Raw genomic sequence first — 12,447 nt, 5'->3', positions numbered from 1 at the left:
TAGCCAGCTCAGGTGCTCAGACAGGGAGGATCGGGTGATCAGCGCGAATGACACCCGTGTGATTCGGGACGTACCATGGCGCGGTTGGACGCGAAGGAGGAGCCACGGATGAGCGCGATGACCGACGAGGTCGAGGGTGCGGGCGACCTGGCTGACCTGTCGACGCGTGACCAGCAGGTGCTGGCCTTCGAGCGGCAGTGGTGGAAGTACGCCGGGGCCAAGGAGCAGGCCATCCGCGAGCTCTTCGACATGTCGGCCACCCGGTACTACCAGGTGCTCAATGCCCTGATCGACAGCCCCGCCGCGCTCGCCCACGACCCGATGCTGGTCAAGCGGCTGCGCCGGATGCGGTCCACCCGGCAGCGGCAGCGCACCGCCCGTCGACTCGGCGACGCCTGAACGGGCGACCTGCACACCTTCTCCACGCCGCTCTCGCCCGCGTCGTCCGTCGTCAGGTGGCTGAGCCGTTAGCCTGTCCGGCGTGACGAAGGGCAACTACCCCTATCCCGAGGACGAGTTCGACGCCGCACCCGGCCCGGACTCGCCGGTCGGCGTGCACCGCGCCCCGCGCAGCTGGTGGTCGCGGTGGTGGCCGTTCGTCGCCGTGATCGTGCTGGTACCGGCCGTCACCGTCGGTGCCGTGCTGTGGACCTCCGCCTGGGACGGGCTGGGCGGCGACGACGACCAGGCCTCGGTGGAGCTCACCGACGACCCGGTGGTCGGTGCGGAGACCGGGGGCACGGAGGAGACCGCCGGCACCGAGGGTGCTGAGGGCACTGAGGGCACCGACGAGCCTCCCGCCGAGGAACCCCCCGCCGAGGAGGAGCCGCCGGCTCCCGCCATCGACTACGCCCAGACGGTGGATGTGCTGAATGCCGCCCGCCGCAACGGGCTCGCCGCGGACGTCAAGGATCAGCTGGAGACCGCCGGCTTCACCTCCGTCACCGCAGGCAACGGGAGCGCCTCCACCGCCGAGGTGACCACGGTGTTCTACGCCTCGCCCGAGCTGCAGCCCACTGCGCAGGCCGTGGCCGACGCCCTGGGAATCACCACGGTCACCGAGTCCGCTGCGGATGCGGGCAGCGGTGTCGTGGTGCTGCTGCGGACCGACTTCCTCGGCTGATCGGCGATTCACCCCTTTCGCCCCATGCCGGTCGCGGCTACAGTCAGCGCCACGCCGCAGTCGGCCCCTCGGGGTGGCCTGTGGCGGTGTCAATCACGCACTCAGCCGCAGGAGCACCGCATGCCGCAGGGCACCGTCAAGTGGTTCAACGCCGAGAAGGGCTACGGGTTCATCACCCCGTCCGACGGCACTCAGGACCTCTTTGTCCATTTCAGCGCCATCCAGACCGATGGCTATCGCAGCCTCGACGAGGGGCAGAACGTGGAGTTCGAGGTCGGTCAGGGCACCAAGGGCCCCCAGGCCGAGCAGGTTCGTCCGCTCTGATCTCGACGGCGGGGTCGGTGTGCGCAGGCATCCGACCCCGCCGCGTCGTGTCTCACCCCTCGAGGGCGTCCACCGCCAGCACGACACACGCGGCGGTCCAGGCCAGGGGTGCCACGGCGGCGGGTGAACCGTCGTCCAGCACCTTCTCCGGCAGCGCCCCAAGGTCGGTGCGGTGCGCGTCCAACCAGTCGAGCCAGGCCGTGGCCTGCTGGTCCTGGCCGTTGCTGGCGGCGGTGTACGCGTACAGCGAGGTCTGCGGCGTCCAGGAGATGCCGTCGCGCCGCCATCCCTCGCCCGGGGCCAGACCGCCCGCCGGGCGTGCCATCCGGTCGGCGGAGTCCTGCCATGCCTTGAGTGCGCCGTCCAGGGCGACGGGTTGGAACGGCGGCAGGGTGAAGGCGCTCGCCGCATCCGCCAGGTCGCCGCCCGCGTAGCGTCCGTAGTCGTCGAACTCGGACTCCACCGCCTCCCGGGACAGATCAGCTGCGGCCTGCGCCGAGGCGCTGCGCTCCGTCTCACCCAACACGGTCCAGAACTCCGCGGCGTTCTCCAACCCGGCGAGCACCGGCGCCACCGTGCCCAGGGTCAGCTGGGTCTCCGGCACCTCCCAGTAATCCGGGGAGGGCTCGGGCAGTCCGTCCCCGATCACCAGGCGCTCCGCGTGGTGGGCGGTGCGCTGTACCAGGGGGCGCAGGTGCTCGGCGGTGGCGACCGGATCGGCGGCGGTCTGCACCACCTCATTCGCCGCCCACAGCACCCAGCCGGTGCCGTCGGTCTGCTCACCACGGTCGTCCGGGGTGTCGCCGGTGCCATCCGGCAGGTAGCGCGCCTCGAAGGAGCCGTCCGCCTCCTGCACCTGCGCCAAGAAGTCCAGGATCGCTACCGCATCCGCGTGGTGTCCGGAGTGAGCCAGGGCCACCGCCACGAAGGACGAGTCCCGGGGCCAGACGTACCGCCAGTACGGCGACCAGGCCGCCACCGCCGCGCCGTCGTCGCGGACCAGGGTGCGCAGATCGAGCAGGGCGTCGGTCACCATGTCGACATACGGGCCGTCCGCTCCGGGGATCTGGCCGTCGGCCAACCACGCGCGCTGCTCGGCGGCCAGGGTGTCGTCGGCGGTGCTGACCGGGTCGTCCATCACGCGGGTGCCGGCATGCAGCACCGGCTCACCGTCCTCCGGCACCAGGGTGGGAGTGCCATCGGCACCGAGCACCACGGCCTCGGAGTAGAGCCCGATCCGGGCGCTGCGCGGACCGGTGGCACCCCAGGCGATCAAGGTCGCGGCGAGGGCCGACAGGACCAGGACGGAGATGACGCGACGGCTGCGTCGCGTCAGTGCGACTGACATGGGCAGCCACCGTAATCCACCCGGGTGTTCGCGGCGGGCGATCAGGTGGACCGAGCCTTGCACTCGAGGGGGTCGAGTGCTAACCATTGACTTAGCACTCTCCGGTGGAGAGTGACAGAATCATGAACATCTGGCCGACCCGGTGAGGTCCGCCGCTCCACGGGACATGACCGTCGGGTGGCAGATCGTCCGTCGCGGGCACCGAGCGGCCGCCCAGTAGCCATCAGTGGAGGATCGGTAGCCCCATGGCCAAGATCATTGCCTTCAACGAGGAGGCCCGCCGCGGCATCGAGCGGGGTCTGAACGTCCTCGCCGACACCGTCAAGGTCACCCTCGGCCCCAAGGGCCGCAACGTCGTGTTGGACAAGAAGTGGGGCGCCCCCACCATCACCAACGACGGTGTCTCCATCGCCAAGGAGATCGACCTCGAGGACCCGTACGAGAAGATCGGTGCGGAGCTCGTCAAGGAGGTCGCAAAGAAGACCGACGACGTCGCGGGTGACGGCACCACCACCGCCACCGTGCTGGCCCAGGCGCTGGTGCGCGAGGGTCTGCGCAACGTCGCCGCCGGCGCGAACCCGATCGCCCTGAAGAAGGGCATCGAGAAGGCCGTCGACGCCGTGACCGAGCAGCTGCTCGCGCAGGCCAAGGAGATCGAGACCAAGGACCAGATCGCCGCCACCGCCGCGATCTCCGCCGGCGACCCGGCCATCGGCGAGCTCATCGCCGAGGCGTTGGACAAGGTCGGCAAGGAGGGCGTCATCACGGTCGAGGAGTCCAACGCTCTCGGCCTGGAGCTCGAGCTGACCGAGGGTATGCGCTTCGACAAGGGCTTCCTGTCGGCGTACTTCGTCACCGACCCGGAGCGCCAGGAGGCCGTCCTGGAGGACGCGTACGTCCTGCTGGTCGAGTCCAAGGTCTCCAACGTCAAGGACCTGCTGCCGCTGCTGGAGAAGGTCATCCAGACCGGTAAGCCGCTGCTGATCGTGGCCGAGGACGTCGAGTCCGAGGCGCTGGCGACCCTGGTCGTCAACCGCATCCGCGGCATCTTCAAGTCCGTCGCCGTCAAGGCCCCGGGCTTCGGCGACCGCCGCAAGGCGATGCTCCAGGACATGGCGATCCTCACCGGTGGCCAGGTCGTCTCCGAGACCGTCGGTCTCAAGCTCGACCAGGTCGGCCTCGAGGTGCTGGGCACCGCCCGCAAGATCGTCGTGACCAAGGACGAGACCACCATCGTCGAGGGTGGCGGCGCTGCCGAGCAGATCGCCGGTCGGGTCAACCAGATCCGTGCCGAGATCGACAACTCCGACTCGGACTACGACCGCGAGAAGCTGCAGGAGCGCCTGGCCAAGCTGGCCGGTGGCGTGGCGGTCATCAAGGCCGGTGCCGCGACCGAGGTCGAGCTCAAGGAGCGCAAGCACCGCATTGAGGACGCTGTCCGCAACGCGAAGGCTGCCGTGGAGGAGGGCATCGTCGCCGGTGGTGGCGTGGCGCTGATCCAGGCCGGCAAGACCGCCTTCGAGACCCTGTCGCTGACCGGCGACGAGGCCACCGGTGCGAACATCGTCAAGGTCGCCATCGACGCTCCGCTCAAGCAGATCGCCGTGAACGCCGGTCTCGAGGGTGGCGTGGTCGCCGAGCGCGTCCGCAACCTGCCCGCGGGTCAGGGCCTCAACGCCGCCACCGGTGAGTACGAGGACCTGCTGGCCGCCGGTGTGAACGACCCGGTGAAGGTGACCCGTTCCGCTCTGCAGAACGCGTCCTCCATCGCCGCGCTGTTCCTCACCACCGAGGCCGTCGTCGCCGACAAGCCGGAGAAGGCCGCTCCGGCTGCCCCGGCCGACGGTGGCATGGGCGGCATGGACTTCTGAGTCCCGCCGCACGGCTGCACTGACAAGGGCCGGTCACCCCGCGAGGGGTGGCCGGCCCTTGGCGTGTGCGGTGGTGGTCAGCCGCGGGCGACCGGGGACTCGCGGGCGTCGATCTCAGCCAGCACCTTCTCCAGCTTGTGCAGCTCCGCGCCGAGGTTCTGCCGGGCGGGCTCCTCCCACGCGGCACCCAGCGGGCTGACGAACAGGCTCGGCCGGTTCAGCAGCTTGCGCACGATCCGGACCCGGGCACGCAGGTAGTCGTCCATCGGGATGTCCGCGTACTCCTCGCGCACATCGTGCAGGTAGGCCTTGTAGCGCTGCGGTTCGGCGGCCAGCATCGCCAGGTCGGCGTCGCACAGCACCGCGCAGTCGAAGTCACTGGGGTCGGCCTGGTGCCGGACCAGGGCGATCACCATCTGGTGCACCCGGTCGACGGCGGGGGCGGGCAGGCCCAGTGCGGTGAGCTGTTCCCGGGCCAGCGCGGCGGAGGCGACCTCGTCCTCGCCGCCGCGGTTGGCGTAGGCGGCGACCTGGTCGGCATCGAAGATCGCACCGTGGTACCAGGCGGCGAGACGGACCAGATGCGGCTCGTGGGTCTCCTCGGCGAGCTCGTCCACCCGGGCCAGCACGTCGGTCAGATGCCGCAGGTTGTGGTACCGCCGACCGGGGCCGGTCCACCGGTCGACCAGATCGGTGCCCACCCGGCGGATCTCCTCCTCCGAGGCGGTCGCCCCGGCGCCCACGGTGCTCCGGACGAATGCGGACAACAACCACTGCGGTGCGTCGTAGACGCCCATGAACTACGCCTCACACGGGATGGAAACTCTGACGGCGCGCCATCGTAGCCCCGGTCGGCGATGGTGGTGACCTCGCCTCAGTTCTGGTGCTGGTCGCCGAGCTGCGCAGCGGGTAGGTCCACCCGCACGGTGGTGCCGCCGCCGAGGGTGGGATCGATCCGCACCGAGCCCAGGTGGGTGTCGATGATCGCGGCGACGATCGCCATGCCCAGACCTGCACCACCTCCGGTGCCGGCACCCTCACGGGTGCGGCTGGAATCGACCCGATAGAACCGCTCGAAGACCCGGGCGGCGTGTTCCGGCGGGATGCCCGGCCCGTGATCGCGCACCTCCAGCACCACCCGGTCGCCCGCCCGCCCGACCAGCAGCTCGGCGGGTGAGCCAGCGGGGGTGTGCCGGGCAATGTTGCCGATCAGATTGGCCAGCACCTGGCGCAGCCGGGGCTCGTCGCCGAGCACCACGGTGGTGGGTAGGGCGTCGTCGGGCTGCGGGCTCAGGGGGCCGACCCGGACCTCCCGGGTGGGGTCCAAGGCGCGCAGGTCGTGGGCGGCGTCGGTGGCCAGCACGGCCATGTCCACCGGGTCGGTGCGGCCGGGGCGGTCGGCATCCAGTCGGGCCAGGGCCAACAGGTCCTCGACCAGGCCACCCATCCGGGTGGCGGACTGCTCGATCCGGCGCATGGTGTCGTCCACCTGCTCCTTCTCGGTCAGGGCACCCATCCGGTACAGCTCGCCGTAGCCGCGGATGGCGGCCAGGGGGGTACGCAGCTCGTGTGAGGCATCGGCGACGAACCGGCGCATCCGCTCCTCCGAAGCGGTGCGGGCGTCGAAGGCGGCTTCGATCTGGGTCAGCATCCCGTTCAGCGATGCGGACAGCCGACCGACCTCGGTGCTCTCCGGGGCGGCAGGCACCCGGCGGGACAAGTCACCGGCGGCGATGGTGGCGGCGGTGTCCTCGATCTCCCGCAGCGGGCGCAGCGAGCGACGCACGGCCCAGGTGCCGGCGACCGCGCCGATGATCATGATCGCGGCGGCGGAGGTCCACATCGCGACGGCCGCCGAGCGGACGATGGCCCCGGCCTCGCCCATCGGACGGGCAAAGGTCACCCAGCCCAGCAACTCATCGGTGCTGGTGCGGTAGACCGGCACCACTACCGCACGCCAGGCCGACCCCGCCTTGGTGGAGCGCACGGTGAACGGTTGGCTGCGGTAGTCGTCGACGGTGTTCAGGGACAGATCGGGCAGCACTGGCTCGCCGTAGGCGGTGGCCGTGTTGTGCGAGGGCATGATGGTGCCGATCGACCCGAGGATGTGCGCGTCCAGCGCGAAGTCGACCTGGGTCCACTCGTTCACGCCGACTGCGTCGAGGTCGCCGTCGCGGCTGTACGCGCGGGTGAGCTCGGTGGAGTACTGCTTGGCGGAGGCGATCAGATCTTGGTCGACCTGGTCGACCAGGTAACTGCGCAACAGGGTGGTGGTGGCCACCCCGGCGATGGAGAGTCCGACGGCCAGCAGCACGGTGCTGATCCCCACCAACCGGGCGCTCAAGGGGGTTCCGCGCCAGACTGTGCGCACCCGGTGGTGGAACCGTCCCACCGGACCGGGTACGGCGGGTGGTGGTGGCACTTGCGCACCCTGCGCGCGGGCCTCCTCGGAGCTGAGGTCGACCGGTTCGGCGGCGCTCACGACCCGCTCGGGCGGCGCAGCATGTAGCCGACGCCGCGCTTGGTCTGGATCAGCGGGACCACCGGGCCGTCCGGGCCCTCAAGGTGGTCGACCTTGCGACGCAGGTAGGAAATGTAGGACTCGACGATGTTGGCGTCGCCGCCCCAGTCGTACTGCCAGACGTGATCCAGGATCTGCGCCTTGGACAGCACCCGGCCCGGGTTGAGCATCAGGTAGCGCAGCAGCTTGAACTCGGTGGGGGACAGCTCGACCACTTGCCCGGCGCGGCGGACCTCGTGCGAGTCCTCGTCCAGCTCCAGATCCTCATAGCTGAGCACGCTGGTGGCCTCGGCCTCGCCCCCGGTGGTGCGGCGCAGGATGGCGCGGATCCGGGCGACGACCTCCTCCAAGCTGAACGGCTTGGTGACGTAGTCGTCGCCGCCCACGGTCAGGCCGGTGATCTTGTCCTGGGTGTCGTCCCGGGCGGTGAGGAACAGCACGGGCATGTGCTGCCCCTTCTCCCGCAGGCGACGGGTGACGGTGAAGCCGTCCATATCGGGCAGCATCACGTCCAGCACCAGCAGATCAGGCTGCACCTGCTTGGCCAGACGCAGCGCAGCGCCCCCGTCGGCAGCGGCATGCACGTCGAATCCGGCGAACCGGAGCGAGGTGGCCAACAGCTCGCGAATGTTCGGCTCGTCGTCGACGACCAGCAGGGTGGCTTCGGATCCGGATGCGGCGCTCACGCCTCTCAGTGTGCCCCGCAGCGCTGAGGGTTTCCTGGGAGACACCTGCGGATTGCTGGGAACGTGAGGCCAGCCGCTACGGTGCTACCTCGTGACCGCGCGCCCCCGCATCCCCGTGCTGACCGTCGTCCGGATGGACGACGAGGTGCCGCTCGACCGGTTCGCCGACTGGCTGGATGGCGTCGAGGTTCGCCTGGTCCGCGCTGACCTGGGGGAAGACCCCGGACCGGTCGACGCGATGGACGGTCTGCTGGTGCTCGGCGGTCGGATGTCCGCCCACGACGACCAGCTACCCCACGTCCCGGCGGTCCGCACGCTGCTCGCCGACGCGGTGCGCGCTGATCTGCCGACCCTGGGTATCTGCCTGGGCGCACAGCTGCTCGCGGTCGCCACCGGCGGTCAGGTGCACGTGGCCGCGCCACCCGGACGGGAAGCGGGCACGGTGGTGCTGCGCTGGCGACCCGAGGCGGTGACCGACCCGCTGGTTGGCGCGCTGGCCGGGCCCGACCGAGGCGGGCTGATGCCGACCATGCACTCGGACGCAGTGGTGGATCTGCCGCGCGGGGCCGTGTGGTTGGCGGCCTCACCGATGTACCCGTACCAGGCGTTCCGGGTTGGCTCGGCCTGGGGTGTGCAGTTCCACCCGGAGGCGTCACCGGAGCTGATGCGGCGCTGGGCGGAGCTGGACGGGCTGCCCGCGGCGGAGGCCGAGGCGATGGTGACGGCGGTGGCGGCGGCGGATGAGCAGATCGCCCGAGACGGGCGCACGCTGGCGGAGGCGTTCGCGGAGCTGGTGCGGGAGAGCGCCGGGGTCTGAGGGTATGCTCGGGGTCGCAAGGCCCCATGTAGCCCCTGGTGGCTACTCACGGGGTCTTGCCTCTCGCGAACCCCCAACCTCGGTCGGGGGTTCTTGCGTTTCAGCCGAGCCAGACCACGCCGTGCTCATCGCAGTCGGGGAGCCAGTGGGCCCGGGTGGTCATGTACGCCCGGATCGCATCCGCCACCGGCGTGATCTGAGTGCCCCACACATCGGGTCGGTGCTGACGGTGGCGGTGGTGAGCCCCGTAGGCCATCAGGTCAACGGCTTGGATGAGCTGGCTGTACCGGCTGTCCTGCATGACCGGGTCCTCGATGACGCGACGCCGGTCGATCTCCAAACCGCGGTGGACTCGGCGGTAGGGAGCGGCGTTCCTCAGTGCTGCGTCCCACTGGGCCATCAGGCCCTGCGTACTTGGCGAGGGCTCCGAATCGTCCTGGTGGAGGCCCTGGGGGCCGTCGTAGAAGATCATCACCTGGGTGTCCATCGTGGCCGCCCAGTCCTCGAGGTAGGCCACGGTGCGGGCATATGCCGTGGGTGTGGATATCCCGGAGGAGGCGAGCGTCACCAGGCTCCAGTGAGCGCATCGGGACAGGTGGCTCAGCACGATCCGGCCGCTGGCTGCGCGCTGGGGTCGTCCGAAGACGGCTTCCTGCTCGGGGGTCTCGCAGTAACGGCCACGTCCCTTGTACAGGGTCAGCGCGTGCAGCTCCGTGTTCTTCCCCACGCCAAACTCGGCGTGAATCGCACGACGACCCTGTAGCCATGCGTGCAGGACTTCGGCCCAGTGCTGCGGCTGAATGAGCATCGTGGTGAGAGTGGTGGCCCGCTTGGAATCACCCGAGTCGTCCACGTAAGCGAGGTACATGGCCGCATGGTGCCGCACCCCAGGACGCTGGTGGCCGGCCCTGTAGCCGCCTGGGGACGACGACGGCCCGCCACCCACGAGGGGTGACGGGCCGCGCGTGTCGGGTCAGCCCTCGATCTGCGGGGCGGGGCGACCGGCCTTGAGCTGCGCCAGGCGGGCCTCGACCTCGATCTCGGTGCCGGCGGACTCCAGCTCGGCGAACTGGGCATCCAGCGAGGAGGCGGCGATCTCCGCCTGACCCATCGCCAACGCCTCGTCACGACGGACCTTCTCCTCAAAGCGGGCCAGCTCGGAGGTCGGGTCGAGCACGTTGATCGAGCCGATGGCCTGCTGCACCTGCTGCTGGGCCTGAGCGGACTTCTGGCGGGCCACCAGGGAGTCGCGGCGGGACTTGAGCTCGACCAGCTTGTCCTTCATCTGGGCGAGACCACTCTTCAGCTTCTCGGCGGTCTCCCGCTGGGAGGCGATCATCGGCTCGGCGGTCTTGACCTCCTGCTCGGCCGCGATCTGCTTGCTGATCGCGACCTTGGCCAGGTTGTCGAACTTATCCGCGTTGGCGCTGTCACCGGCGGAGCGGAACTGGTCCGCGCGGGCGGAGGCGGCCAGCGCCTTCGCACCCCACTCGCGAGCGGCGGCGACATCCTCGGCGTAGTCCTGCTCGGCCAGACGCAGGTTGCCGATGGTCTGGGCGATGGCCTGCTCCGCGTCCTGGATCGACCCGGTGTAGTCGCGCACCAGCTGGTCCAGCATCTTCTGCGGGTCCTCGGCCTGGTCCAGCAGCGCGTTGATGTTGGCCCGCGCGAGCTGGGTGATCCGGCCGAAGATGCTCTGCTTCTCGGTCATGTCGTGCCTTCCTCTTGGGAGAAATCAGGTGCTGGGTTCATCAGAAGCCACCCCCGCGGCTGCCGCCGCCGAAGCCACCGCCGCCGAAGCCACCGCCACGGCCGCCCCCACCGAAGCCACCCCCGCCGCCGCCGAAGCCGCCGCCACCGCCGCCACGCAGGATGGAGTCGATCAGGATGCCGCCGAGCACCATGCCGCCGACGCCGTTCAACCCGCCACCACCGCGCGGGCCTCGGTCGTCCCAACGGTCACGGTCGGCCTGCTGGACGTCGGCCTGGGCCAGGCGCTGGGCCTCGGTCACCCGGAGTTCGGCCTGCTGGGCGGCGGCCAAGGCATGCTCCGGGTCGCTGTCGCGCTGGTCGGCGGCGGCGCGGTACAGCCGGTCGGCCTCGGCCAGTCGGGTGCGGGCCTGGGGACCGACCACGCCGCGACGGGTCTCGATGTAGTCGCCGGTGCCACGCAGCCCAGCGCTCACCCGTGCGAGCACCTGGTCCAGCAGGGTACGGGCGCGTGCGGCGCGGTCGGCGGCCTCACGCATCGGTGCCAGGGCGGAGTCGATGGCGGCCTCGGCCGCGGTGATCTGACGCAGTGCGGCCAGCGGGTCGCCGCTGCCGGTGCGGGCGGTACGCGCCTGGTCGATGGCCGTGCGGGCCTCGGCGGCTCGGGTCTGCACACCGGGGTCCTGCGGGGCCATGCGGGCCGCGTCCTCCAGATCGGAGCTGATCGAGGCGATGGCCGCATCCAGTCGGGCCCCGATGGTCGCTAGCTCGGCACCGGCGTTATCCACCGCGTCCAGCAGGGTGCGGACCTGCCCGAGGGCTTCCTCGGCGGCGCGGGCGTAGCGGCTGGCGGTGCGGCGATCCCCGGCCTGCACTGCGGTCCTGCCCTGTTCCAGTGCCGTGTCCACCTGGTCGAGCAGCGCGGTGGCCTGGTCCGGGTTGTCCCGCACGGAGTCGAGAGCATCCGCCGGGTAGCGCGCGGCGAGGGTGTCCAGGGTGGTGCGGGTGGCCGGGATGCGGGCACGCTGCTCGGCGACGGCGCGGGCGTGGTTGTCCAGCGCGGTGGCGGCCTGCGCCTCGACCTCCCGGAGCTTGGTGAAGGCCTGCTCCTGCGCGTTCAACGCGGCGGTGGTCTGCTCGACAATCTGCAGAATGCGGGTGGAGGTCTCGCGGATCTGCGGGTCGGTGTCCGGCTCGTCGTCGTCCAGGGTCTGTCGCAGTCGGAACGCCTCGGTGACCTGCGCCTTGGCTTGGGCAAGCACTCGCTCGAACTCGCCCGTGGCCTCTGGTCCGAACTGAGCCTGGGCGAAGCCCAACTCCTGCTCGGCGGTGCGAATCGCATCGTCGACCTGGACCAGTGCGGAGGCGGAGCGGCGGTCCAACTCGGCGGTGGGGATCTGCGGTTGACCGGAACGTGCGCCCACCGCAGCCGGTGCGCGGCCGCGCCGCCGGGAGGCGATCCACACCACCAGGGCGATCAGAGCGATCAGCACCAACCCGCCGATGAAGATCCCGCCGAGACCGATCGACCCGCCGGACAGGGCCGAACCACCGGTAGCGGCCGAACGGATTCCGTCCGCGGCGGTCACCGCGGCACCGGCCCAGTCGCCTCCGCGCAGGTCGTCCTCCACAGTGGCGGCCACCGAGTCCAGCGCCGAGGAGGACAGCCCGTCCACGGACTCCGGTGCCAGGGTGTAGAGCCGCGCCTCGGTGGCGATCGCGAGCACCAGATCTTGCGAGCCCAGTCCGGTGGAGTCGGCGGTCTGCTGCACCCACGCATTGCGGTCCAGGCTGCCGAAGTCGTCGACGTAGACCACGTACAGCTGGTAGTCGGTGTCCTGCGCCAACTGGTCCAGGGCGTCCTGCACCTCGGCAGTCTCCGCGGAGCTGAGCACCCCGGTGGAGTCAGTGATCTCCGCTGTCAGGGCGGTCGGGTCCGCGGCGGGCAGGTCGGTCGGCAGGGTGGCCGGTCCGAGCAGCGCCGAGGCCGCGACGGTCAGACTCAGGACAGGTGACAGGACCGGCAAGCCGAGGTTCCCTTCTGGCG

At 70.6% G+C, this 12,447-nt stretch carries 12 protein-coding genes; 5 read left to right on the top strand and 7 right to left on the bottom strand.

Annotated features, from left to right (window positions below):
- The first annotated feature begins 117 nt into the window (after window positions 1-117).
- From AB0N78_RS11340 to AB0N78_RS11330, 3 genes are all read left to right on the top strand, one after another.
- Window positions 118-399: a DUF3263 domain-containing protein gene (locus tag AB0N78_RS11340; protein ID WP_363391422.1), complete on the top strand. Its 282-nt coding sequence runs from the start codon at window positions 118-120 to the stop codon at window positions 397-399.
- 82 nt (window positions 400-481) lie between these two features.
- Complete coding sequence (locus AB0N78_RS11335; RefSeq protein WP_363389986.1) at window positions 482-1,123, top strand: LytR C-terminal domain-containing protein; 642 nt, start codon at window positions 482-484, stop codon at window positions 1,121-1,123.
- A gap of 120 nt (window positions 1,124-1,243) precedes the next feature.
- Window positions 1,244-1,447 (top strand): cold-shock protein, encoded by a 204-nt coding sequence (locus AB0N78_RS11330; protein WP_363389983.1) that lies wholly within the window; start codon window positions 1,244-1,246, stop codon window positions 1,445-1,447.
- Between the two features lie 52 nt (window positions 1,448-1,499).
- Here AB0N78_RS11330 and AB0N78_RS11325 read toward each other — a convergent pair whose 3' ends face one another.
- Window positions 1,500-2,795 carry a glycoside hydrolase family 15 gene (locus tag AB0N78_RS11325; RefSeq protein ID WP_363389981.1) on the bottom strand — a complete coding sequence of 432 codons (1,296 nt, stop codon included), beginning with the start codon at window positions 2,793-2,795 and terminating at the stop codon, window positions 1,500-1,502.
- Window positions 2,796-3,040: 245 nt separating this feature from the next.
- Between AB0N78_RS11325 and groL the strand changes: the two genes are divergently transcribed.
- Complete coding sequence (groL, locus tag AB0N78_RS11320; RefSeq protein WP_363389979.1) at window positions 3,041-4,666, top strand: chaperonin GroEL; 1,626 nt, start codon at window positions 3,041-3,043, stop codon at window positions 4,664-4,666.
- 77 nt (window positions 4,667-4,743) lie between these two features.
- Here groL and AB0N78_RS11315 read toward each other — a convergent pair whose 3' ends face one another.
- The 3 genes from AB0N78_RS11315 to AB0N78_RS11305 all read right to left on the bottom strand — a co-directional run bounded on the left by AB0N78_RS11315 (window position 4,744) and on the right by AB0N78_RS11305 (window position 7,873).
- Window positions 4,744-5,463, bottom strand: coding sequence for a hypothetical protein (locus tag AB0N78_RS11315; protein ID WP_363389977.1), 720 nt, complete (start codon window positions 5,461-5,463; stop codon window positions 4,744-4,746).
- A gap of 77 nt (window positions 5,464-5,540) precedes the next feature.
- Window positions 5,541-7,148 carry a HAMP domain-containing sensor histidine kinase gene (locus tag AB0N78_RS11310; protein ID WP_363389974.1) on the bottom strand — a complete coding sequence of 536 codons (1,608 nt, stop codon included), beginning with the start codon at window positions 7,146-7,148 and terminating at the stop codon, window positions 5,541-5,543.
- Window positions 7,145-7,873: a response regulator transcription factor gene (locus tag AB0N78_RS11305; protein WP_363389971.1), complete on the bottom strand. Its 729-nt coding sequence runs from the start codon at window positions 7,871-7,873 to the stop codon at window positions 7,145-7,147. Before AB0N78_RS11305 ends, AB0N78_RS11310 begins: the two co-directional genes overlap by 4 nt.
- A 91-nt stretch (window positions 7,874-7,964) precedes the next feature.
- Here AB0N78_RS11305 and AB0N78_RS11300 point away from each other — a divergent pair, with 91 nt between their 5' ends.
- The gene (locus AB0N78_RS11300) at window positions 7,965-8,690 is read left to right on the top strand and encodes a type 1 glutamine amidotransferase (RefSeq protein WP_363389969.1); all 726 of its coding nucleotides are present in this window, start codon (window positions 7,965-7,967) and stop codon (window positions 8,688-8,690) included.
- A 100-nt stretch (window positions 8,691-8,790) separates the two neighbouring features.
- Here AB0N78_RS11300 and AB0N78_RS11295 read toward each other — a convergent pair whose 3' ends face one another.
- The 3 genes from AB0N78_RS11295 to AB0N78_RS11285 form a co-directional block, all read right to left on the bottom strand.
- A complete protein-coding gene (locus tag AB0N78_RS11295) occupies window positions 8,791-9,558 on the bottom strand; it encodes a DUF3800 domain-containing protein (protein ID WP_363389966.1) in 768 nt (255 codons plus the stop codon).
- Between the two features lie 105 nt (window positions 9,559-9,663).
- Window positions 9,664-10,401 (bottom strand): PspA/IM30 family protein, encoded by a 738-nt coding sequence (locus tag AB0N78_RS11290; protein WP_363389964.1) that lies wholly within the window; start codon window positions 10,399-10,401, stop codon window positions 9,664-9,666.
- 40 nt (window positions 10,402-10,441) lie between these two features.
- Window positions 10,442-12,427, bottom strand: coding sequence for a TPM domain-containing protein (locus tag AB0N78_RS11285; protein WP_363389961.1), 1,986 nt, complete (start codon window positions 12,425-12,427; stop codon window positions 10,442-10,444).
- Window positions 12,428-12,447 lie beyond the last annotated feature (20 nt).

The organism is Cellulomonas sp. NPDC089187, assembly GCF_040685135.1.
Lineage (GTDB): Bacteria > Actinomycetota > Actinomycetes > Actinomycetales > Cellulomonadaceae > Cellulomonas.
The sequence above is the reverse complement of the archived record's forward strand: the minus strand, read 5'-3'. Positions and strand labels throughout refer to the sequence as shown.